The 21952-nt window shown below is 38.1% G+C and carries 25 protein-coding genes, 1 tRNA gene and 1 pseudogene; 4 read left to right on the top strand and 23 right to left on the bottom strand.

Annotated features, from left to right (window positions below; all coding sequences use genetic code 11):
- The first annotated feature begins 6 nt into the window (after positions 1–6).
- Together EDD61_RS06850 and EDD61_RS06845 are read left to right on the top strand one after the other, a co-directional pair.
- The gene (locus EDD61_RS06850) at positions 7–2256 is read left to right on the top strand and encodes a YhgE/Pip domain-containing protein (RefSeq protein WP_132224745.1); all 2250 of its coding nucleotides are present in this window, start codon (positions 7–9) and stop codon (positions 2254–2256) included.
- Between the two features lie 149 nt (positions 2257–2405).
- Entirely contained in the window at positions 2406–2618 is a 213-nt protein-coding gene (locus EDD61_RS06845; protein WP_008979261.1) for a zinc ribbon domain-containing protein, read from the top strand.
- Positions 2619–2728: 110 nt separating this feature from the next.
- Here the strand turns inward: EDD61_RS06845 and EDD61_RS06840 are convergent, their stop codons facing one another.
- The 3 genes from EDD61_RS06840 to EDD61_RS06830 form a co-directional block, all read right to left on the bottom strand.
- On the bottom strand, positions 2729–3070 hold the full coding sequence (locus tag EDD61_RS06840; protein WP_008686853.1) for a hypothetical protein: 342 nt from the start codon (positions 3068–3070) through the stop codon (positions 2729–2731).
- 98 nt (positions 3071–3168) lie between these two features.
- Positions 3169–3954 carry a DUF2812 domain-containing protein gene (locus tag EDD61_RS06835; RefSeq protein ID WP_008686852.1) on the bottom strand — a complete coding sequence of 262 codons (786 nt, stop codon included), beginning with the start codon at positions 3952–3954 and terminating at the stop codon, positions 3169–3171.
- Between the two features lie 262 nt (positions 3955–4216).
- Positions 4217–4678, bottom strand: coding sequence for a hypothetical protein (locus EDD61_RS06830; protein WP_132224743.1), 462 nt, complete (start codon positions 4676–4678; stop codon positions 4217–4219).
- 208 nt (positions 4679–4886) lie between these two features.
- Between EDD61_RS06830 and EDD61_RS06825 the strand changes: the two genes are divergently transcribed.
- Positions 4887–4977, top strand: a tRNA-Ser gene (locus tag EDD61_RS06825).
- Positions 4978–5725: 748 nt separating this feature from the next.
- On the opposite strand, the gene EDD61_RS06815 is transcribed toward EDD61_RS06825, so the two are convergent.
- Positions 5726–6058, bottom strand: coding sequence for a hypothetical protein (locus EDD61_RS06815; protein ID WP_132224739.1), 333 nt, complete (start codon positions 6056–6058; stop codon positions 5726–5728).
- A gap of 145 nt (positions 6059–6203) precedes the next feature.
- Here EDD61_RS06815 and EDD61_RS06810 point away from each other — a divergent pair, with 145 nt between their 5' ends.
- Complete coding sequence (locus tag EDD61_RS06810) at positions 6204–6650, top strand: AP2 domain-containing protein (protein WP_132224737.1); 447 nt, start codon at positions 6204–6206, stop codon at positions 6648–6650.
- Between the two features lie 18 nt (positions 6651–6668).
- On the opposite strand, the gene EDD61_RS06805 is transcribed toward EDD61_RS06810, so the two are convergent.
- The 19 genes and pseudogenes from EDD61_RS06805 to EDD61_RS06715 form a co-directional block, all read right to left on the bottom strand.
- Positions 6669–7472, bottom strand: a complete 804-nt coding sequence (locus EDD61_RS06805; protein ID WP_132224735.1) for an N-acetylmuramoyl-L-alanine amidase — start codon at positions 7470–7472, stop codon at positions 6669–6671.
- 3 nt (positions 7473–7475) lie between these two features.
- Entirely contained in the window at positions 7476–7883 is a 408-nt protein-coding gene (locus EDD61_RS06800) for a phage holin family protein (protein WP_132224733.1), read from the bottom strand.
- A gap of 82 nt (positions 7884–7965) precedes the next feature.
- Entirely contained in the window at positions 7966–8235 is a 270-nt protein-coding gene (locus EDD61_RS06795) for a hypothetical protein (protein ID WP_132224731.1), read from the bottom strand.
- Positions 8236–8273: 38 nt separating this feature from the next.
- Entirely contained in the window at positions 8274–12317 is a 4044-nt protein-coding gene (locus tag EDD61_RS06790) for a tail fiber domain-containing protein (RefSeq protein ID WP_132224729.1), read from the bottom strand.
- An 18-nt stretch (positions 12318–12335) separates the two neighbouring features.
- The gene (locus tag EDD61_RS06785) at positions 12336–12707 is read right to left on the bottom strand and encodes a hypothetical protein (protein WP_132224727.1); all 372 of its coding nucleotides are present in this window, start codon (positions 12705–12707) and stop codon (positions 12336–12338) included.
- 10 nt (positions 12708–12717) lie between these two features.
- Positions 12718–13074 carry a hypothetical protein gene (locus EDD61_RS06780; protein ID WP_132224725.1) on the bottom strand — a complete coding sequence of 119 codons (357 nt, stop codon included), beginning with the start codon at positions 13072–13074 and terminating at the stop codon, positions 12718–12720.
- Between the two features lie 11 nt (positions 13075–13085).
- Positions 13086–16832, bottom strand: a complete 3747-nt coding sequence (locus EDD61_RS06775; protein WP_132224723.1) for a phage tail protein — start codon at positions 16830–16832, stop codon at positions 13086–13088.
- A gap of 32 nt (positions 16833–16864) precedes the next feature.
- A pseudogene (locus EDD61_RS06770) lies at positions 16865–17188 on the bottom strand (hypothetical protein); the annotation flags it as partial.
- Positions 17189–17202: 14 nt separating this feature from the next.
- Positions 17203–17556, bottom strand: coding sequence for a hypothetical protein (locus EDD61_RS06765; RefSeq protein ID WP_132224719.1), 354 nt, complete (start codon positions 17554–17556; stop codon positions 17203–17205).
- 10 nt (positions 17557–17566) lie between these two features.
- Positions 17567–18028 carry a phage tail tube protein gene (locus EDD61_RS06760; protein WP_132224717.1) on the bottom strand — a complete coding sequence of 154 codons (462 nt, stop codon included), beginning with the start codon at positions 18026–18028 and terminating at the stop codon, positions 17567–17569.
- Positions 18029–18031: 3 nt separating this feature from the next.
- The gene (locus tag EDD61_RS06755; protein ID WP_132224715.1) at positions 18032–18427 is read right to left on the bottom strand and encodes a phage tail terminator protein; all 396 of its coding nucleotides are present in this window, start codon (positions 18425–18427) and stop codon (positions 18032–18034) included.
- Positions 18424–18816 (bottom strand): hypothetical protein, encoded by a 393-nt coding sequence (locus EDD61_RS06750; protein ID WP_132224713.1) that lies wholly within the window; start codon positions 18814–18816, stop codon positions 18424–18426. The genes EDD61_RS06755 and EDD61_RS06750 overlap by 4 nt, the downstream gene beginning before the upstream one ends.
- Positions 18813–19160 (bottom strand): hypothetical protein, encoded by a 348-nt coding sequence (locus EDD61_RS06745; protein ID WP_132224711.1) that lies wholly within the window; start codon positions 19158–19160, stop codon positions 18813–18815. Before EDD61_RS06745 ends, EDD61_RS06750 begins: the two co-directional genes overlap by 4 nt.
- Entirely contained in the window at positions 19145–19504 is a 360-nt protein-coding gene (locus tag EDD61_RS06740) for a head-tail connector protein (protein WP_132224709.1), read from the bottom strand. Before EDD61_RS06740 ends, EDD61_RS06745 begins: the two co-directional genes overlap by 16 nt.
- Position 19505: 1 nt before the next feature.
- Complete coding sequence (locus EDD61_RS06735; RefSeq protein WP_132224707.1) at positions 19506–19730, bottom strand: hypothetical protein; 225 nt, start codon at positions 19728–19730, stop codon at positions 19506–19508.
- 2 nt (positions 19731–19732) lie between these two features.
- Positions 19733–20638, bottom strand: a complete 906-nt coding sequence (locus EDD61_RS06730; RefSeq protein ID WP_132224705.1) for a capsid protein — start codon at positions 20636–20638, stop codon at positions 19733–19735.
- A 14-nt stretch (positions 20639–20652) separates the two neighbouring features.
- Positions 20653–21339: a hypothetical protein gene (locus EDD61_RS06725; protein ID WP_230326951.1), complete on the bottom strand. Its 687-nt coding sequence runs from the start codon at positions 21337–21339 to the stop codon at positions 20653–20655.
- Positions 21340–21531: 192 nt separating this feature from the next.
- Positions 21532–21696 (bottom strand): hypothetical protein, encoded by a 165-nt coding sequence (locus tag EDD61_RS13805; protein ID WP_008978892.1) that lies wholly within the window; start codon positions 21694–21696, stop codon positions 21532–21534.
- 34 nt (positions 21697–21730) lie between these two features.
- Positions 21731–21952: a hypothetical protein gene (locus EDD61_RS06715; protein ID WP_132224701.1), complete on the bottom strand. Its 222-nt coding sequence runs from the start codon at positions 21950–21952 to the stop codon at positions 21731–21733.

Raw genomic sequence — 21952 nt, 5'->3', positions numbered from 1 at the left:
AGGAACATGAAAAAAAATGTAAAAACAGTTACTTGTGCCGCATTGAGTCTGATGATGGCAAATACTTGTATGACAACACTGTATGCCAAAGATGGCGATGATACACAAACAACAAAGGATGAAACGGTCTATGCGATGTTGCATCCAGATGGAAGTGTTGATGAAGAAATCGTAAGCAGCTGGCTGCATAATGATCATGGTATTAAAAACATTAAAGAATCACTTGATCTTAAAGATGTCAAGAATGTAAAAAGTGATGATCAGCCCTCTGTGAAAGGAAATACCTATACATGGAATGTTGATGGCAATGATGTGTATTATGAAGGAAAAACAACGAAACAATTGCCAGTAAAGGTAAATGTCACCTATAAACTAAATGGTCAAGCAATAGATGGTAAGGATCTCATTGGAAAAAGCGGTCCATTGGAAATTCATATAACCATGAAAAACACACAGACACGTCAGGTGAATATCAATGGCAAAACAACCAATATTCATCCTTTATATATCGGTGCCGGCGTCATTGATCTGTCCACAGATCACTTTTCCAACGTCACTTGTGAAAATGGAAAAATTTTGAATGAAGGCAATAATCAAATGGTTGGTATCGTTGCTTTGCCAGGATTGGAAGACACCTTAAAAAGTAGTGGTATTAACGATACCAAAGGCTTAAAAATCCAAGATGAATACGTCATCAAGTGTGAAACAAAGGACTTTGAGATGGGGCCTATCATGATTGCCTTAACACCGGAAGTTCCTCTTGATAAATTGAAAGATATTAATTCACTTGATGAATTACTGGATGGCATTGATCAGTTGAGTGAGGCAAGTGTTAAGTTAGCAAATGGAACCAGTCAGCTTGCTGAAGGCACAGCCACCTTAAACAGCAAGGTTAAAGAAATGGTAAATAGTATTCCGGCTTTAAGCACTGGTGTAAATGACTTAAAGAGTGGTACTACAAAATTAACCAAAGGTTCTAAAGAATTATCTGCCAACTTGAAAAATTTAAGCAATGGCCTTTCTCTTGCCAAAGATGGCACAAAAAAACTGACCACTGCCACAAAAGATCTGCCAACCTTAGTCACCAGTATATCTGAGTTGAATGATGGCATGCAGACATTATCCACCGGTTTGCGTGAAGGCAACACCAAGATTCAGGCAGTAGATTTAAAAAAGATGCAGACATTAGTAGATGATTTAGCCGCCTATCCTACACAATTGACGGAACTAGCGAATAGTGCTTTGAAACTTAACACGGCAATACAAGGCATTAATACCATTGTGAATGACGACACTCTGAAAGCAGCCAGTGCACAAGCAACCGCTAAAACAACAGCTGCCAAGACAACGGCTTGTACCCTCTATGCTCAAAACGCTGATCCAACCAAGTCAAATATGACACAGGAACAAATCAACGCACTCAAAGCTATTTGTACAGATACAACTTATGCCGAAGGTTATGCTTCCGGTGTTCAAAATACTCTATATGGCGATGCTGATGGTGCTGGTCACAATGTCAGTAATCTGAGTGCAGCGGCTGCGTTAGGAAGTGCAAAGCTATCTGAAAAAGCGCCGGAATTAAATGCCGCCGCCACTCAATTAAACGGCGCAGTTACTTTAGTAAAAACAACGCTGACTGATTTAGGTACGCTGCAGGATAGTATGAAAGATGCTGCAGAAGGTGCAGCTACCCTAGCTGCCGGCACCAGTCAATTAAAAACAGCAACTGCCAATTTAGGTGAATTAAAAACTGGAATTAAGACTTTAAATACGAACATGGTATCTGCCAGCAGCGGTGCTTCGCAATTATATAATGGATCAAAAACCTTAGTAAATGGCTTAACAACAGCCAATGCCGGCGTTACTAAGCTGCAAAATGGTTCAACAGCTCTTAGCAAAGGGGCAAAACAGCTGCACGCTGCTACAACCACATTAGCCGAAAAAACAGGTGAATTAAACAAAGGTATGCAAACCTTTAAAATGGATGGCATTGATAAAATGAAACATGAAGTCAATGTATCTATGAGTGATCTGAATCAGCTGCTATCTATTAAAAATGAAATCGTCAAAGAAGCTGAAAATGAGCATACCTTTGCAGGTGCCCCTACAAAGAGTACAGCAAAAGTAAAATTCATTTATAAGACAGAAGAACTAAAACATGAGAAGAAAGTAGAAACAGAAAAGAAAGCCACAAAAGAAGAAAGTAAAGATAACTTCTTCGATAAGATCACCAATTTCTTTGCCAAATTGTTATAAAAAAACTAAGGAACGATTATCAAAAAGATATCGTTCCTTTTATATGCCATTCTTTTGATAATCAAAACTCCTTACTTTTTCTTAATGATTTCATCTTTGCCATCTTATTGATAAATGCTATAATATTTATATTCAAGGAGGTTCTTATAATGGAAAAGAAACAATTTGTCTGCCCTAAATGTGGGAATACATCTTATGAAAGCGACCAGTTTCAGGCAACCGGCGGCAATTTTGCGAAATTATTTGATGTTCAGAATAAAAAATTCGTAACCGTATCCTGCACGCGTTGCGGTTTTACAGAATTATACAAGAGCGAAACAGATGCCGGATGGAATATTCTTGACTTCTTAATTGGCAGCTAAAAAACATCATACGATGTTTTTTTTTGCTCTTTCATAAACATATACCCAAAAGTGATACCATATGATTCATCTTTTGCATTATAACTGCCTGCTATGAAGGTAAGATAAGCTCAATCGATAAATGCTTTCACCTTATGAAATTTATAGAAAGATGGCAGGATTTCTAATAACGCAAATAGCAATAACGTTTCATCCTCAAGCTTATACCCTATAAAACCAAACCATTCTCTGCAAATCGGCAATAATATGATAAGTGTACTACTCTCTGCCACAAGCGAAGTGATAAATAAGGCTGTTTTCGGATATCGGTTATACCATGAAAGAATCTGTGTTTTACTTACGTGAAAAAGCCGAAGTATAAAATACAATAAAAACAGCACCCCGGCATTCACCAGCATTGCCACCTGCAAAAATATACCTAAGCTAAAAAGAAAGCATAAAATTGTTTTCATAAGTACCTCTTGTACAAAAGTATAGCACTCTTCCTTAAAAAAAGAAACGTCGGATAACGTTTCATTTTTATTGATATCTTTGCTATACCCAGAAGATATTATGATTGATATTTAAACTCTAATAACTTCTTCTTTACTTTCATATAAATCGTTAAATAAAGGATAAAGGTTCCAATCAATAGAATAGCGACAATTGTGAAAATAGTCATAAAAATACCCTGATATATCGTTGGATGTGTTAGTAAGAAAAACAAAATACCTAACATGAAAACCATAAGAATAACAATCATCGTAATCAAATTGCGCCAGCTGGATAACAGTCGTTTATACAAAGCATTACGTGATTTACGATCACTATAGATTTCCGGTTCAGGCGCACCGGGTTCCTCTAGGGTGCGGAAATAATGCAACATTCCATCAAATTCACTCTTTTCATGATAAATGCTTTCCCATCCGGCCTCTTTAAAGTTCTCCACATAACGATCTCCATCACGCAGACCATGCTCATAATAGCCTAAATGGTAATAGTAGTTTTTTACTTCACCCAGTTCGAAGGTATAGCGAATGCCCTTTTTTTCTTTAAAGTGATACCCACTCATAGACATCTCATGCAAATAACGCGCTTCTTCATCCATATCAGAAACAAAGAAAATGCGATATTTTACTAACGTTTCAGGCTTTGTTTCTATTTCCTTCATAACGGTTTCCATGGTATCTGATGAAAGATCCTCCAGAGAACCATCTTGTTGTGGTTCTGGATCTTCCTTTAATTCTTCTTTCAACTCTTCCATCATCTGTTCCAGATTCTCTTCCGGAATCAGTTCATCACTTTCCTTCATCTTATCCACATCTGATGTTGATGTAAGCTTTTTTTCTTCTTTCATAGCCTGCCTCCTTATGAAAAGGTACTTATTTAATTTATCATGTAAATGCATGCGTGTCAAATAATGGCAGACATTCCCTTTCATATACATAAAGAAGGAGCTTGCCATTAAAAAACAAGCGTACATCCGAAACAGAATGAACGTAAAAGCGTTAAGCGTTCATAAGGAATCGCTGCTACGTCTTTCTATTATGTATTCCCATAGCTAATGAAAGATAATTCTTACGACGGTAATCAAAGAAGTGACGATAAAGTGAAACCATTCACGGTAATTGTAGCAGTAGATTGGCAAACCAATACTGTTCATCATGAACAATATCCATACGACAAATCATCCCTTCTTTAACCTTCTCCCATTCCACCTTTTCACATGCTAACCCTACTACGAGCTGTTTCACAATAAAACCTTTACCAAAAGATAAGATAAGCGTATCTTGCGAAACGGTAAAGTTGTGCTGATTCCATATACTGGACTTATGAAATTCCCAATCATGATGCTTAAGGAAATACGCATAGCGATTGCGTGCTGTCTGATAAAGCTGCCATTTACTTTCTTTAGGAATCGCTTTATGGATACGTTTGACATCATAGCGTATAGGTTTCCCTTCTAAAATCATCTGATATACATATTTACGTAAAGCACTGTGATAAATATCTTCATAAGCAAGCAATACTTGTTTCCGTTCTCGATCTGCACGAATGCGCAGCTTAATGGTTTTATACATACGAACACCTCCTACCTTTGTATACGACACAAACATGAGAAATCTGTAAAATAGTGATGAAAATGTTCAAAATTTACAGGTTTGGCTGTTTTTTTGTAAGGCCGAAAACAGGTAGGAGGAGCGCCTATTTTTTTGATTTTAGGACTAGACTTTTAAAAATGACTATGATATACTTTTATGGCAAACGAAATGTATGCAAATCAGAACTGGAGTAGTACTCAAGAGGCTGAAGAGGTGCCCCTGCTAAGGGTATAGGTCGGGAAACTGGCGCGAGAGTTCAAATCTCTCCTACTCCGCCATTGAAATAAACAACGTCGCAAGACGTTTTTTTTCTTATTCTTACCTATGCCTCATGATTAGGTTCTGATCATTTACTCATTCTACATAAAAAAACTGTAACATTCCAAGAAATCAGATATGTTACAGTTTGCATTGTTAACTGGTGCCGACACGCAGATTCAAGTTATTCGTTTTTTATGGTGTTTTTTTACTTATTATACAGTGAAAAATAGCATATTTAGTCTATTTTTTACTGCTGTTTTTTAAAATCATCACCAAATTTACACCAAATATTGCCTGCTGTTTTATTTATTAAAGCATATGATAATCTATACCAAGCAAGTCACATAAATCAATCAATATGTCAGTATGCATTAATTTAATACCCATGATCTCATAATATATGTAGACAGGTATAGGCAAATCAAGATATTCGGATACTCGCTTTAATGTTATGCGTTTGCGTTTTCTTATCGATCTCACATCCATGTATCTTCCTCCCTTAAACATATCTCATTATTCCAAGGGAGCAGCAGGCAATATATACGGCATTCGCCGCACATTTATAATAGCTTATTTATCATTACATTTCATTGGTAATTTTTTCCAATTATTCAATTATTTTCCACTTTTTTATTATTCTTTCGATAATTGATAAAATAACAATATATTGGTAACTTTTAGCCAATTTACTGATTTTATACACTACTAGCTATATAATATGTGTGTACAACATATCTCATTATTCTGGATGCTCATGCATCCTTTTTAATAATATATATAATATCCTCCAACGCATACACCGTTTTTTACCAAGTATAAATATCTAAAATCGATTAACTCCGCTGTATCATATTCACTCCATTTGATGGTTATTTTTTCACTTTTGTTGCTTTTGTGTATTTCTTTTTTATTGGCATACTTTGTATGCAATTTATTTTTCAATCTCTCACAACGAAAACTTCCCCCTTGTTCGGTGCTTAATTTTTCGATCATCTTATTGATATCATGAGCCTTGGCAACATTTTCAGCGCCACTCAATAAATAAGCACAGTCATGATATCTTAATATAGTCCACGCCCTCATTTTATCTATCATCATTTTTAATCACCTCAAAACGATAATAGACTAAAAAAGCTAATTAACATAATGGTAAATATTGTAAACTGTGCATGATATCTTATATCGTGTGGGAGATGGTGTGGGATAAGAAAAATGACGATGAAGAGCAATAATACACTTAATTATGAATAAAACTAAATATCTAAACAATCAATCATTTGGATTTTTAACTGCATTAGAAGATAAACCAATAAAGATGGACAAACATTTTTATCAAAAATGCCGCTGTATTTGTGGGAAAATTTTATATGTTCGGGAAGATTCTTTACTTAGGGGGACATCAAGATCATGTGGTTGCAAATCAAAAGAATTGCGACATTATCAGTTTACAGAAAAAGCAATAGCAAAAATGCAACTTAGCAAAATAGGAAAAAGTAAATACAACAAATCTGGATGTGTTGGTGTCAATTGGGATAAATCTCGTGGAAGATGGCAAGCTTCCATAAGATACAATGGCAAAAAAATAAACATAGGAAGGTTCGATAATTATGAAGATGCCGTAACGGCAAGAAAAAAAGTCGAAGTAAAAATTTTAAAAGAAATAAAAGAAAAAATCCCTACCTCCAATTAAGGAAGTAGGGATATTTAGTTATTTTAGGTCTTTTACATTGCGTACGTGGCACACCGTGCCTTTCTTTTTTTTGCAGTGGCTCTTTCCACACGCTTGTCCGTCTTTACAGCTTAAAAAGCAATTGCGTGCGCCATCTGTACCGATAGTTAGTGTTTGATTATATCGCCCATGACCGCTACATTTAGTAAGCTTGTCCTTAGCATAAACATTCATGTAGCATTTTACACCTTTTTCCGTCATATACTCCACAACAGCCTTGATGTTAGACGCTTTCTTTTCTTCGATTTTTTTGCCCATAATACCCTCTGCGATTGCTCTAGCACATTTATCTGCATCCCAATATTTTGCGTCGTCCTTGTCGTCAACAAAGCAGCACTCGATCAGCATCGCCGGCGCATTTGTGCATCTTAATACATAAAGATTAGGGTTGACTTTTACTCCACGATTACGAATACCAAGAGCCTTTGATATATTAGCCGCAACACGTTCAGCAGATGCTACTGGAGAGTTTTTTGATTTGTCATACACATATACCTCAACACCACCAGTATCTCCATCACCTTTCTTATCATTACGCCCGCAATTAAGATGAATGGATACATCAATATCAACCTTATGTGCATTGCATTTTTCAACAATATTCACAAGATTAGCATCCTCATTCTTACCTTTATCATCAGTGCAATCGTATACTGTATGTCCTTCTGATTTAAGTGATTTAATTACCTTGTCTTTGACCTTTCGGTCCTCTGTCAGTTCATCAAGTAAACTGTATGCTCCTGGTGTGAGTTTATTGTGGCCACCATGTACATTTATCTTCATACATTATTCCTCGCTTTCTTTTTCTCTTAACTGTTCCAAAGCATTCTTTAATCTGTTAGGAATAGGTAGTCCTAAATTTCCGGCATTTTCTAACAAGCTAATGCCTTCATTCGCTATATAGAAATAACACACCAATGTTCTAAACATCCAGGTACCGTTATTCATCAGACGATCAAGCATGACTGCTCCAATTAAAATTAAAATAATCATAAATTTCTTTGTTAGTCCTTTTAGACCAATCTCACTTGATATCTTTTTATTGATATAAGCGACCAATACCCCCGTAACATAATCTAACACCATAAATCCAATCAATACGATAATAGCTATATCCCAATCACCAAATAAAAATGTGAATGCCGTAGCTATAACAGCTACGGCAGAGTTGAATACTTTATCCATATGTTTCATAACCTCACTCTTTCCTGCTTTCTTAGCATAATTAAAAGGGTGTTATCGTACACCCTTAGAAACGAGATTTAAGGATCACCTCCTACTTAGATTTCTGTAGTTTAAGTTCTGCAATTTTAGCAAAAACCTTATCTTCAAAAGCGCTTTCTGCTTGGCGGAAATCTTCTTTGTTTGTCATATATACTGCCTTGTCATCTGCTGTAGTCCCGTAATCAAAACGCTTTTCTTCACTGTAATTATCTGGATTATCGCTATTAATCTTATATGTCTGCACCCTAATCACTTTACCTTCCAGTTTTATTGTATTAGTCATTACGATTTCTGTTGTTTCTGCGTTTGTAATCATAGCCATTTTAATCACTCTCCTTTTGTAATGGCAAAAGGATGGCTTTATACCGTCCTAGAAAGTACTCTAATTTCGCCACTTATAATGGCATTCAATTTCTGTTCAGCTTTAATTCTAAGCTGTCTTTCATCATCAAGCTGTTTTTCAAGTGTTTCAAGACGTCTATTATACTTTTCGTATATATTTTTTTGATCAATCATATTTTTCCTTAAAGCCATGCTTGTCAGCATATTATAGTAGTCATATGTTACTGCTAAATATTCTTCGGTACTGTTTTCACCTAAAGTAAACTTGCTGATAAAACCATAATCACGATAATCAAGTCCATGTTTTTCCATGGCACGTATCAAATCTTGTGCAATGATACCAAAATGCACCTTACCATCATCACCATTTATCTCTCGCCACCTAAATTGTTTAGGCATAATTTCATACCACACCGCAACTAATTCATCTGCAATATTTCTAATATCATATTTGAGACGTTTATCCGAGGTATTGGTATACGCTTTATTACCTTTAATTGCTGTTTTGGATGTAAGGTTTATATTGTAACCATAGAGATTAAGATTACCAATATTGTTAGCATAAGTGCCATATCCAAGTACGCAATTATCATCACCATTAAGCAATGTTAATTGTGTATATTCTTTCCCGTTGGTTGCATAAGCATATACGCTTTTATTATTTGCATTAAAATGTATTCCGCCATTAAGCATGTATAGTCCCGAGCTCACTTCCGTGAAATTGCTATTAATAGATATCCTGTCTGTGCCATTTATTTGCACTTCACTTTTACCCGTCACCACCAACGCATTGACTGACGCTGATTTCGTGGCACCTGTAGCTCCAATGGATGATACACCACTTGATTCCATTATGATATATTCCCATTCGGACGATACCCATGATCTTATCCAATTGTCTGCCGTAAACTTTATGTACTTTGTACCCTTGGTATTTTGATTGATGTAGATATTGTTACCGATGGTTAAATCTGTTGTAACGTTGATAACGGTTTTTGACGTTAAGCTTCCCGCAGTTACCGTGCCCAAATTTGCGGTAATAGCAGACAGTGAGCTAACATTGATCTTACTTGCTGTTACTGCATTGGCGGCAATTTGTGCTGCATTTATAGTACCTGTATAAATTTTTCCGCCATCAATATATGTAATATCATTGTTATAACTCCATTTTTTTACACCATTGATGATAGATTGTGTATTTATATCTAACATACCAATGGTAACTTTACCTATTAAATCAAGTCTATTAGCTTGTATTTTTACTGTTTCTGCCGACTGATTAATCGTAGAGATAATAGTCCCTTTATCTGTCTTTTTTGCTACTGTAACATTGATACCATCAACTGTCGCAATAAGCTCAGTTAATTTACTGCTTGTGCTATTGGCTGTTGTTTCAACTTTTGATATAGTCGCACTTATCTCACCAGCTTTCTGGTTTATAGCACTATTCATGGTTGCAGTAGTGCTATAGTTATCAAATTTTTCATCAACAGCTGTTACCTGTGTTTTTGTTGCATAAGTATCACTGACGGTTGTTTTAAAACCATCCAAAGACAGTTCTAGCTTTGTTGCTTTGTCGGTAACTGCTGTTATTTTAGTACCAAAATCCGTAATACTTGATGTGTGACTAGCTACTGTGCTACTCAACCCTTTGACAGATTGATCTAACGCACTATAGTTAGTTTGTAGTGTTGTAATGCTTCCTTTGGCGGCTGTAACTTCACCTTGTGTGGCTATAATATCTTTTTTGACTTGCGTTGTATCTGTTATTAAAGTAGCAATCTTACCGTCTTGTGCAGTTAACTGAGTACTGTGAGATTTAACAGTTTCTGTCACAGCAGTTACTTTTGTGTCAACTCCACTAATAGTATTGTTGATATCCTCAGGAGCAGGTGTACAATCTGTATATTTGTTGCCCTTTTCAAGTTTTATTTTTTCAATAGTGCTAGTACTTACAACATTACCATCATATACATATATATAGATAATACTGTTCGCAAGATTACCTTCAATACCATCAAAAGTAGCCGCATAAGTGCCATCGTTTTGTTTTGTCAGTATGGCTAACTGCGTATTACCACCATCAAGATATGCAGTAAAATAGCTTTTATTTTCACCCAATTTACCCCAAATTCTGATAGCGTAAACTTCGCCAGATGTCATCTTTTCTGTCATGGTATAAGTCTTTATCAAATATTGATCATTTGTTACTTTTTCATCACTATATAATAATAAGTTTTTTCCACCAATTTTTAGATGATCTATTTTTGTTGATATGGTGTCAAAGACAATATCTAATGATTTACCATCATATAATATGTGATTGGATGTGATTACCTCAGACCCATCATTTATCTCCTTGACCAACGACGTGATGTTTATCTTTTTGCCATCTATTCCGGCATTGTCAGATACCATATCATTAACGATTATCTTATCCTTAATAGCTGCAGCTTTAGCGCCACGGCTGTCCCACATAAGATTGCCATCGGCGTCCCATTGAGATAAGGCATAATCACCTGTACCGTCCTTACCTATCTGTACCCTTACCCGATCGGCATCCCTAACTTGTAGCGTCTCGCCAAAAATATCCAACCGCCCCGACTGTGACTTAAAATGGATTCTACTAGCATCAATGGTGCCAGCTGTGACCTTGTCAGCTGCTACGCTATCAATCATGGCTGATTTTATCAATGCGTTGGATATCGTTGTGTTGTCAGCGTTTAATACGATTGTCTGTGTGCTACCTGCTGTTACACTGCCTGCAAGTAGAGTGTTGACGCGCTCTAGATCTACATCCAGTACATGCACCTCTGCTTTAGTAGCATATAGCTCTTGTACGTACTCTTTGGATACGTAGGATGTTTCGATTTTGGCTACTTTTGCAGTAAGCTCTGTGACGTCCAGATTTTCAATTTCAGCTTCCATCGCCGTGAACTTTTTATTAACCTCTAAGTAATTAGTGTTTATGATTTCAAACTCGCCTTCATACGCTGTGATTTTGTCTGCCAATAACTGCTTTGTACTGATTAGATCACTGTAGGTGCGTTCCACCTTTGTCTGCAATGGACCTTTGTATTCATTTTCCTGTTCTTCTTCTGATTTTCCTTTTGATATTACAGATCCATAATACCCACCATCACAGTTAAATTCATATTCCATTAGAGGTACGTTGTACACGGTACCGTCCTTGTCAACAACCTTAATCAAATCACCAGCTTCTATATCTGGACGTGCCATTTTAAAATCAAGTGTCAATGCACGATACGTAAAACCTTTGATACGATCGTATAGAGTATTAAGCCTTGTTTGTGTCATGCCGGGACAGCTAAAGTATATGCCTATCCCAGTACCTGCAGATAAAGATTTTTCGTTTTCAATAGCGCAATCTAAACGGTTTATATATGTATCATCCTCGGCCGTTTCTAGTGGATCGGCATAACGCGATGGTGATATAGATATTTTAGTATCAGTGTACCAAACAAATTTTAAGTTACCATTACTATCCATGATGGCATTTTTGCCACAGTATGCAGCCAATACACCGACTGCCTCACGCATGGTCATACCTTTTAACTTATCTACATTATAAGATACATCATCAGCACCACCAGCAAACGTAATACCGATTTTTTTGCACAGATCATCCAAAATTGTCTTAATTTTTTGGTTACCTTTTAGGTCGGTAAAAAAGCCTTTGTTGCAAAGGCTAAAATTGTCATATGCGGTGATTTTTATATACTCACCTGTTTTAATAGGTTTTTCGAGGTGATAAACACCTTTTTTTATCCACTCAGTAGTGCCATCAATAAGATCAAGACCGATGTAGAGGATGGCTTTCTTACCTTTGAGAAGTGTGTTTTTAGGTACGTCAGTAAGGGTAAATTCCATGAAAGATGATACTGTATCTCCAAACGTAATCTCATCACTAGAGTTTGTACCACCTTTTATTTTTAATCCTTTAATACCGGTGTATGTAATACCACCTATGTCTATCTTACACCTGAAGTGTCTACCAGATTTATTTACAGCTGTCTTGTATTTATCGGATGTGGTTATCATCTTACCACCTCCCTATGTTTACTCAGATACTTCAATCATAAATTCGATTGTTTCGATTTCATTCGCCGTTAGTTCTACACGTTCTAAGTCATCCAATGTCAACTTACGAACATCAATTTCCTCTTCAATTTCAAGCAAACTCTCGTATTCAGTAAAAAAATTTTCGCGTTTTTCTTTTTCATCAACAGGAATTTCAAAGTTACCATCTTCTTTTTCCACACCATACTTTTTGATCATATCTTTGCGTTGCTCATCAATAAACATAATCTGTTTTTTGATAGATGCTAATGTTTTTTTAATATGATAAGCCTGCTTGACAGGCAAGTTGGTATTTAATAATTTGCCTAGTGCCTGCTGTGCTTCTAAAATTTGTTTATTTTTTAATTTCATAAGTTTCCTCCTATTTTTGTACTACTTTTACGGTTGCTTTTCTATACCAATAGATTCCATCGTCTAATTCTCCTATATGTTCTGCACTCAGTGTTCCGCGATAAGACTCGATAGTAAAACCTGCACCGCCTCCACCATTAAAAATCAACGGAAAATATCCAGCAATTACATTGTTTTTGATTTTCTCCATTTCCGGCTCCTGGAGTAACCCCCACTCGATGGTTAATGTCTTCTTTTCTTTGACAACATCACCTTCCATGTCACCGTTGGCCACTCGTCCGGTATTGCTGGACCAAATGATTTCGTCGTCTGTCTTAATAGATACAGGTGCAGACAAAGCCACACCGTTTGCTGTCAATATTGCCATGTCTGCACCTCCTACATGTCGATAGGACACTTACCGTTTTTACGTGTGTCCTTGTTTACGTTATCAACTACTTTTTTTGTTACTTTCTCACTATCCATATAAACATCCGTGTCCTTGTTTTCTACAGCCTGCTTAATTTCGTCAAACTTCTGTTTCAAGTTTTTGATTTCATCAATCACATCTTTCAACGATGCTTCTTTACTTTGATGTTCTTCCTTCCATTCGTGCTGAACGTTCAATGACTGCTCTCCAGCAAACGCTATCGTAGGCTCTTGTAAAGATGCCTGCATAGCACTAGACATAGATGTAGCAAGAGTTTTTACTCTATTGATAAAGGTAGGCGTGCTTGATTCCAGAGTACTGGATAGCCCTTGCATCATATCCGGCATCCACTTCTCATACTCACGTAACGGCCCAACGTCTGGGCGGGAGAAGTGTAACCACTGTGATATGATGTTTGCTGCATTGCTCGCTGCATTTGACACTAAATAGGTAGCATTACGCATCCCCTCAGACATTCCGGACATCATGTCCTTACCCCATGTTGGAGATAAATTTTTGAGCCCCTTGAGCCATGATGTTGCTTTATTCACAGTTGTTTCTACGGCTGATTTGATACTAACCTTTTTTGTACCATTTGACATGCCTAACATCATGCTCTTACCACGGCTTTCTGCTGTTTTTTTAGCACTGTCACCTATCCAATTTAGTGCTTTATCGATCGATGACTTAACGGCTGACTTAATATCAACGTTTTTAGCACTTGTCTTCATTGCTTTCATGTTTTCACCAAATTTATCAGCAGTAGATTTAGACTTATTGCCTACAACATTTTTAATATCATCTCCAATAGATGACATCGTATTAAACATAGTTTTGGTATCAGCTGCTACCCCTTCTTTGGTGAGGCCTAGTTTTTCACAAACCGTTGACTTAATCCCTTCCCATGTTTTACCTGCACCTTCTTTAAGGTCGTCCCATTTATCACTTATGCCTTTTTTGATATCTCCCCAAACTTCGCCAGCCTTAGTTTTTAGACCGTTCCATGTACTGCTAATCGTAGTTGTGATGCCTTTCCACGCTTTCCCAGCTGTGGTTTTAATGCCATCCCATATGCCACCAATGGCTTTACCGATGCCGCCAAATATGCTAGGTATTAAACCAATTAGACCTGTAACTGCTGATTTTATGCCATTGAGCAAGCCTTGTATCAAATAACCACCGATTTCAACCATAACCGTTGATGGGCTGTGAATACCAAATAAATCTTTTATTCCATTGATAAACGGATCAACGATATTTGTTTTTATCCAGTCTATCGGATTGCTAAAAAATTCTTTTAGACCATTGAAAAATCCTTCGCCGATATTTTTTGCAAGTTGTGCTACAAATCCTAATATCGTTTTGGTCAATCCAACTATGGCTTGGCCGATAATAAGCGCTAGCTTAGCTAATAGCCCTATCCAGTTAATGTTACACAAAAAGTCAGCAATGCTTTGCCCTAGTTTAACCCAGTCAAATGTAGCTATCGTTGTGATCAATAGCTTAAGTGCGCTATTTAAACCGTTGCTTAATGTTTTGCCTGCATTGGCCCATTTTACGCTACGCAGAAAACTATTAAGTCCGTTACCAAACTTAGTACCTATAGATACCCAATCAATACCAGTAATAATGTTATTGATTGTTGTTATTAACCCAGACAAACCAGTACCTAACGTCTTCCCAAGGGTCACCCAATTTATTTTATTAACTAAGCCCATTACACCATTGGCCAATGCGGACCCAGTACCTTCCCAGTTAGCTGTTGTAACAAAACCATACAAAGCATTAATACGCGCCTGGAAATATGCTCCAATAGTGCGCCCAAGGTTATCCCAGTCTACTTCATGTACAAGGCCATTTAGTCCAAGTGCTATAGCTTTACCGATATTTCCCCAGTTGACGCCTTCCATTAACAGTTGTATTGTTTTTGCAATAGTATTGATACCTGTACCAAACATTTTACCGATATTTTTCCAGTTGATGGTTTTTACCAAACTATTGAACAACTCACAAAATCCTGTCATAAAAGCAGTAATCTGAGTGCCGACGTTATCCCAGGATATCCATTTTGTAAATGATGTTACAGCCTTGTTGACCTGTTGGCCGATGACCTTTCCGATGCCAGCATAATCACCTTTTGACCATAAGTCTTTAAGTTTTTTTACCCACTTGTTAACAACATTTTGGTTAGGATCAGTCGGTGTATAGACAGGCGCTTTACTACTTCCGCCGCCGTCGCCCCCTGATGCGCTATCTTTATCATCAAGTTTGTTTATCTCATCAAACCCCATTAAGGATCTGCGTGCTTTTTCGGTTGCCTTGGATGCTTTGTCTGCCGATGACCCATAAGCGCCCATTGCATCTTTTGCGGCATAAATACCAGCAGTGGCCTGTTTTGTGGAGTCATATGATTTACCAAATAATGACGATATAAAGGCAGCGATATACCCTGTGATGGTTGACAAAGCAGACATAAGAGCATTTAAAGCAGGCATGATAGCATTAAAGATAGGTGTAAATGCTGTAGCCAAGTTAGATCTTATCTGATTAAGACTATTTGCAAATGCGGTATTTGTCATCAATGTAGCACCGAGGTTTTGTCCTAGCGCCATAATCCCTCTAGAAACTAGTGGAAATATCAATGAGAATATTGTGAACGATTTAATTAGTCTGCCAATTCCCATGCTTGCATGTCCTATACCTGACGATGCCTTTTTAGATGATGAATTAAGTCCTAACAATTTAGCTGTAAATGACACTAAATGTTTTCCTGCATTCTTTAACCCTTGACCTAATTTATAAATCCCTTGGCTTGCTAGTGACAACATAGAACTGCTTAACCTTTTTAAACCTGCAGTTGCCAACGAAGATGATATAGGAAACTTATTAATAACACCGCTTAATTTGCTTCCGGCTCGCGTCGATGTCATAAACTTGCTTCCAAGGCTCCCTATAACTGAATTAAGTCTTTTCATTGATCCTGTGGATCCACCAATCGCAAATCCTAATAAAACGCTCTTAAATTTAGCAAATCTTCCACTAGCTTGTACTGATGACATTGACGTTGTTGCCATTTGTCTATCCATAGCACTTAATGTTATGTTAGTGCGTTCAGCTGCATCTTGTAATTTTGTGATTTGCATATCTAAAGCCATCACTTGTTTATTTAGTGTTTCTTCGGCTGTTGCGTTCATGTTAGGGGTAAATGTTTCTAAAACTTTCTTACGTTCCGCTTGTTTCGCTAAGATTTGATTATCATACATGTCCATCATTTCTTCAAGTTCCATGTATTTTTGTTTAAATATTTCCGTGTCGAATTGGGGATCAAACTTAATCTTAGGCTTTCTCACACTTAAAGAGGGCGGTCCTCTTACTGGATTGCTCTTAGCTGTTGCTGCTTTAGGTACTGACTGGTCCTCGGCTCGTTGATAAGGCATCTGTACACCGGACATTTGCTTGACCATGCTAGCCATCTGCTCAACAAACGCTCTCATCTCTAATTTAGTACGGTCAAGACAAGACTTAACTGCCTCAGTCATCTTATCTAAACTAGCAACAAGACTCTGCCGCAAGTTTTTAAACATATCTCCACTCATGGAGTCTACTTGTTTACGTATCCTATCAGCTAGCTTTCTTGCCTCAGCCTGTATGTCTTCATCCAAATCAGACTTAACCTCTAGATCCATTTGGATTGATCCTGCACTGGTTGCTCCCATATAGTCACCTGCCTTTCTAATACAAAAAGAAGTTATGATGCCATAGACTTAAACATAGCCTTCATTTGCATCATAACTTCTTCTTTGCTCATTTGTTTCATTGTTTCTTGTAACTGACGGTTTCGCCACTCATTACGTATGCGGTGCTGTTCTGATGTAAAATGTTCTAATATGTCATCATCGTCTTCCGCGCGTATCTTGATAATCTGACCAAGAGGTGTTTCCGGCATGATACCAGACAGCAAAGTGATAAACTCTCGCCACTCCATATCATCATCGCCAGTAGCATACAAATCTTTTTGAGGATACTGCATAGCAAACGATGCCTCTATTAAATCCCAATCATCAAAGATATCATACCAATGATCAGCTACTTTTTTTCTTCTTTTTCCTCTTTTTCAAAACTCGTTTCTTCATCGCCAATTGCTGCCATGATTACATCAATGATATCCTGCATAACAGCAAATGTGTAATCTTGTTCAGCGATGTAAGCAGCTGCTTCTTCGCCGAGTCCCATCTTTATGATATGGTCCATCATTTCCATGTCTTTTACTGGATCTGATTCTTCCTTCCCTCTTTTTTCTGTTTTCCGGATATAGGCCATCATACACAAGACGTTTGTCTTTTTCGTATTGATTGGATATTTATGTTCTTCATCCAATATCACTGTTGGTTTTTCATTACGTCTTTTCAGGCGTTCGACGATGTTATACTCTCTTGCCATAACTTACCTCCTATGCCGCTGGTGCTGGAGCCTCAGTAAATTCAGGCTTGCCATCCACGATCATATCAAACTCTAACGGTGCGACATCCTGTGATTCGCCACCCAAAAACGATTTGATGTCTAACACGCAGTCAAACGCCAATTTACTACCATCTGGGAACTCTACAGCGGCCTTAGATGAGCAGTTAAGACCATCTTTAAAGGCCACAGACGCCACATAATCATTGCCTGGGTCGCCCACATTACGTTTACCCTTAAGTGACACTGTCATGCTCTTACCAGTCATTAAGGCACGTCCCCACCCTTTCATGTCCATAGGGTTCCACTTAGATGTGTTTCCCTCAATAGATAAAGAAAAAGACTCCATATCTTTAATAGCCACCATATCTTGCTCTGTCGAATCCTTGCCCTTTGTGCCGATTTTGAACTCCAGGTCAAAAACCGGAAAAACCCCACTTTTTACTTTTGCCATAAATTACTCCTTTCGCTCATATGTGAGCCATATTTCAATCACATATTCGTATATCCCACTCGCGTCCATTCCAACGCTTATGGGTTCGTCACTTCTCATATCACATTTTATAGCCCGATAATCACCAATAACCGGCTGCTTCCCGTAAAAAAGAGCATGTATGCTTTGCGCTACACGCTCAGTTTCATCAGGGTTTTTATTCCAGTGCACTACGATAGATATTCCCTTGACAGCTGTCGTGGTGTTTTGCAGGCCGCCTATAGCTAACATACTGCGGTTGCTCGTTAGATTGCGCACACAGACCGTTTTATCCTTAGACACATCATAAGTACCTATCTTCCATGCATCCGCTGAGACCTGCGTTTTGAGCCAATCCTTGACGTCTTTTAAAGTCATCATGTGATAAGCCCTCCACTTTCTTGCTTTAAAAACTCAGCAAATGTTTTTTGTACCCACTGTAATCCCTCTCCATCCAGATAGAAGTCCATCCAGTGATCCTGTGCGTTCGGGTTTTTAGTACGCTGAAGCGTAGCGTCATCTAAGTTAAAGTACCATCGGCGCGCATATGGTGTGTCAAATACAATACTTGATACTAGCTCTGTATCAATATGCCCATCATCCACAAAACCGCTACGTTCTAGCTCTCCAATGTCTTTTGGCGCTACACCCCGAGATACAATATCTGACAGCATCGCATGTGCCGTGAGCACGAGGGCTCGCTTTTTTGCTTTGTCAAGCTGTGCCATCGCCTCCCGATTGATTTTAACTTTTACGCTTTTAACTCTCATAACAAATCAACCTCCGTGCTGTAGATAACACCTAGCAGCTTTGGCTTTCGCACAGCGTATATCTGCTTCTTTTCTTTGCCGATTTGTACAAAGCCCTGGAAAGCTATCTTGCCATCCAGAGCCTGTACATCGCCATGTATGATAAGCATACCACTGAGGGATATCTGCTTACTGTCTTTGCCGTATACAATCTTTGACTTTTCGTCGTAGATTGCCAATCCGTCATATAACACAATTGGTATAGGTCCCTGGTCCTCTGTGTCCTGCTCTTGATAAACAACAACATAAGCAGTTGCCTCGTGGTCAGGAAACGGGAAAGGGCTAGCAATTACAACACCAGGCATCTGAGTCCTGTATCCTCTAAGAGATTGATTATCTCTTGCGTAGTGCTGATACCGCCGTAAGTTACATTGGCCATCTCGACTTTTGTACTGCCTGCGCTATAGCCTTTTAGCGGACTATTGATATATGGGCCATACTGCTTGATATAATCAGCCTGCAGGCAGACAGCACGGCGTATGAGCTCTTGCTGATAGGGAGATAGGTTATCAAACCCTTTGCCCTTGATGCGGCCAAAACAAAGGTGGTCGATGCTGTACTCTGCATCTTCTAAGGCCTTTGGTAAATCGTCTTGTGATATGAGGGTACCGCCGTAATCAGCGGTGTAGTATTCAGGTGTAGCGTACATGCTATTCACCTGCTTTCTTTTGTTCCTTTTCATACTCCTTGATTCTTTTCTTTAACTGCTGATTTTCTTTCTCCAAAGCAGCATATTTGTTGTACTCGATTTTCTTTTTCGGAGAGTATTCCAGCAACTTTCCATCATCCCCGTAGATGTCATAACCTTCCTCAAGATATGCTTTCTTCTGCTCTTCGGCAATGGTGTACTCTTTATTGTCTTTTAACGCCTTCATGCTTATCCCTCCGCTTCTGCATTGATGATACAGCCCTGTTTCAATAAATCATCTAACAAAGCAAACGTACCGTTAAAACGGCGATTCTGGTACAGATATTTATCTGCGCAGCGACTGTCATGTCCTGGTGTAAACGCCTTGATATAAGAGTATTTGACGCGAGATACCTGCGCCTCAGGATCAATCATAATATAATTGATTTGCTTTCCAGCAGATGCTACCTGAAACCCCTCAGTGAAGTCAAAAGCGGTCTTTAGGCGGCTTGCCGGCACAGACTTAATAGTGCTGATATCATCCAATGAGCGCACACGACGGTCAATATTCTTCGCACCACCAGATACCTCCAAGGTACGCTGGATGCCTTCTGCGTTTTTCAGTTTAGTTTTAAATGCAGGTGTACAATACATGATAACTCTCTCTAAAGGTACACCTGATTCTTCCATGGCTTCAATATTTTCATCGAAGTCAGAAAGAATATTTGCAGTCGTGATTGCTGTGTTATTGATTTTAGCACCGACACGTTTTGCCTCTGTGTATAACTTAGAGAAAGTATAACAGTCCAATTCAGGAATTGCCTGCGTTTTTTCAAAACGTGCTTGAACATTTGCCAATGAAATAATTTGATTAGTTTCATCAACATCCATAGGATCAATCGCAAACTCAATGTCACGGTCATGATCAAGCGTTTTAGTCTCAAAATCGTTACCATAAGAACCAGTATTGAATGATAAAGATTTACGGTTGTGATCTTTGTATCCGGATACTGTGATTTTAGGTAACCGAATATCTTTTGTGTTAATAATCTTAATATCCTGATTTGTGTTATACAATTCATTTGACATCAATAAATGCCCGTACATCTCAATAATACGTGGCCAAAACTGTGTTACATAATTTAATTCTGCCATTTATATGGTCCTCCTTATTTTTTCTTTACTCCGAAAATGTTGTTTAACTGATCATCGACGCCATTTCCGCTTTCACCGCCCTGATTTCCTCCACCAATCTGCTGGAATCCTCCAACCTGTGAAGTCGATTTGAAATCAGGGAATGCCTTTAATACTGTTTCGATGGCTTCCTTAATGTTGTCATCATTTAGCGCACCATCTTCTTTTGTTGCTTTTGACCGGTCTACAAGTTTGCTCAAGAATGGCACCTTTTCCGCCTGTACACCAAGCGTACCTGCCAATTCAGTAACCTTAGCGTCAATCTGTGAATTGAGAATCTGCGCTTTCAGCTGTGCATTTTCTTGTTGCATGGTTTGGATACGCTGTGCCTCTTCTTGCTGTTTTGCCGCCTGTGCCTGTTTGTACTGATTGATTGCTTCTTTTGCTTGCTCAGGGCTCAATCCTTGATCTTTAAAGTACCCTTGAAGAACTTTATCTTCCGTGCCTGTCGAACGTTTTGAAACAACTTCCGCGAGTTTGTCGTAATCAATCTGTTGCGTGGCTGTCACTTGCGCTCCTGCTTGTGTACCGGTATTGCCGCCTTCTCCGCCACTTCCGCCTTCCGCAAAAAGTTGGATGTCTAGCGGATATCTTAAATTTTCATTCATTTTTATTTCCTCCTGTTTATTCGGGTGTGCTCCCCTATCCTCTCGGACATGCATAGTTTAAAGTCATATCATGGTTGGACTTACCTAAAATGAGGTCCAAAGTATGGTAATTTCCGCTTTGGCGGGTCTTTCACATAAACCACCTCGCTTTCTGTTTTCCCACAAAAAATGCAGGCACGTTTTATTTTCAACGTCCTGCACATCAATCTTTTATCATAATACTGATCTTCCACTGTCTCAAAATAGCTATGTTTGCACATGATTTTTACCAGCTTCTTTTATTTTCTTGTGGTAGTGTGCTTGCATGCGGTATAGATCTTCGCTTTCTTCATCGTGAGTTTTATAGTATTCGTCAATCTTATGGTCCAGTTCTCTCATGATCTTCTGTTGTTCCCTATTTGCTTCTTTCATAAAACCTCCATCAAAAAAGCACCCATTATGAGTGCTACTTCATTTTCCATCCATCAACCGGATTATAAGTTCTGTCACTTAAATCCACCTTAAAAGATGTTCTTAATGATTTTTCACGTTCCTTTTGGTACATCTCAAAGATTTTTTTCTGTTCCGGCGTTGCGTTTTCTGATATTTTTTCTCTGATAAAATTACCATCATTATCATAAACATCCTCAATCAAATCAATGATTTCTAAAGGTGGTGAAAAAAGCAT

The sequence above is a fragment of the Longicatena caecimuris genome (assembly GCF_004341945.1).
Taxonomy (GTDB): Bacteria; Bacillota_I; Bacilli_A; order Erysipelotrichales; family Erysipelotrichaceae; genus Longicatena; species Longicatena caecimuris.
This window is presented reverse-complemented; position numbering and strand designations above follow the sequence as displayed.

Excerpts from the sequence above, each read along its gene's own strand:
- EDD61_RS06850 (WP_132224745.1), top strand. The coding sequence starts at position 7 with ATGAAAAAAAATGTAAAAACAGTTACTTGTGCCGCATTGAGTCTGATG.
- EDD61_RS06845 (WP_008979261.1), top strand. The coding sequence starts at position 2,406 with ATGGAAAAGAAACAATTTGTCTGCCCTAAATGTGGGAATACATCTTAT.
- EDD61_RS06840 (WP_008686853.1), bottom strand. The coding sequence starts at position 3,070 with ATGAAAACAATTTTATGCTTTCTTTTTAGCTTAGGTATATTTTTGCAG.
- EDD61_RS06835 (WP_008686852.1), bottom strand. The coding sequence starts at position 3,954 with ATGAAAGAAGAAAAAAAGCTTACATCAACATCAGATGTGGATAAGATG.
- EDD61_RS06830 (WP_132224743.1), bottom strand. The coding sequence starts at position 4,678 with ATGTATAAAACCATTAAGCTGCGCATTCGTGCAGATCGAGAACGGAAA.
- EDD61_RS06815 (WP_132224739.1), bottom strand. The coding sequence starts at position 6,058 with ATGATGATAGATAAAATGAGGGCGTGGACTATATTAAGATATCATGAC.
- EDD61_RS06810 (WP_132224737.1), top strand. The coding sequence starts at position 6,204 with ATGAATAAAACTAAATATCTAAACAATCAATCATTTGGATTTTTAACT.
- EDD61_RS06805 (WP_132224735.1), bottom strand. The coding sequence starts at position 7,472 with ATGAAGATAAATGTACATGGTGGCCACAATAAACTCACACCAGGAGCA.
- EDD61_RS06800 (WP_132224733.1), bottom strand. The coding sequence starts at position 7,883 with ATGAAACATATGGATAAAGTATTCAACTCTGCCGTAGCTGTTATAGCT.
- EDD61_RS06795 (WP_132224731.1), bottom strand. The coding sequence starts at position 8,235 with ATGGCTATGATTACAAACGCAGAAACAACAGAAATCGTAATGACTAAT.
- EDD61_RS06790 (WP_132224729.1), bottom strand. The coding sequence starts at position 12,317 with ATGATAACCACATCCGATAAATACAAGACAGCTGTAAATAAATCTGGT.
- EDD61_RS06785 (WP_132224727.1), bottom strand. The coding sequence starts at position 12,707 with ATGAAATTAAAAAATAAACAAATTTTAGAAGCACAGCAGGCACTAGGC.
- EDD61_RS06780 (WP_132224725.1), bottom strand. The coding sequence starts at position 13,074 with ATGGCAATATTGACAGCAAACGGTGTGGCTTTGTCTGCACCTGTATCT.
- EDD61_RS06775 (WP_132224723.1), bottom strand. The coding sequence starts at position 16,832 with ATGGGAGCAACCAGTGCAGGATCAATCCAAATGGATCTAGAGGTTAAG.
- EDD61_RS06765 (WP_132224719.1), bottom strand. The coding sequence starts at position 17,556 with ATGGCAAGAGAGTATAACATCGTCGAACGCCTGAAAAGACGTAATGAA.
- EDD61_RS06760 (WP_132224717.1), bottom strand. The coding sequence starts at position 18,028 with ATGGCAAAAGTAAAAAGTGGGGTTTTTCCGGTTTTTGACCTGGAGTTC.
- EDD61_RS06755 (WP_132224715.1), bottom strand. The coding sequence starts at position 18,427 with ATGATGACTTTAAAAGACGTCAAGGATTGGCTCAAAACGCAGGTCTCA.
- EDD61_RS06750 (WP_132224713.1), bottom strand. The coding sequence starts at position 18,816 with ATGAGAGTTAAAAGCGTAAAAGTTAAAATCAATCGGGAGGCGATGGCA.
- EDD61_RS06745 (WP_132224711.1), bottom strand. The coding sequence starts at position 19,160 with ATGCCTGGTGTTGTAATTGCTAGCCCTTTCCCGTTTCCTGACCACGAG.
- EDD61_RS06740 (WP_132224709.1), bottom strand. The coding sequence starts at position 19,504 with ATGTACGCTACACCTGAATACTACACCGCTGATTACGGCGGTACCCTC.
- EDD61_RS06735 (WP_132224707.1), bottom strand. The coding sequence starts at position 19,730 with ATGAAGGCGTTAAAAGACAATAAAGAGTACACCATTGCCGAAGAGCAG.
- EDD61_RS06730 (WP_132224705.1), bottom strand. The coding sequence starts at position 20,638 with ATGGCAGAATTAAATTATGTAACACAGTTTTGGCCACGTATTATTGAG.
- EDD61_RS06725 (WP_230326951.1), bottom strand. The coding sequence starts at position 21,339 with ATGCATGTCCGAGAGGATAGGGGAGCACACCCGAATAAACAGGAGGAA.
- EDD61_RS13805 (WP_008978892.1), bottom strand. The coding sequence starts at position 21,696 with ATGAAAGAAGCAAATAGGGAACAACAGAAGATCATGAGAGAACTGGAC.
- EDD61_RS06715 (WP_132224701.1), bottom strand. The coding sequence starts at position 21,952 with ATGCTTTTTTCACCACCTTTAGAAATCATTGATTTGATTGAGGATGTT.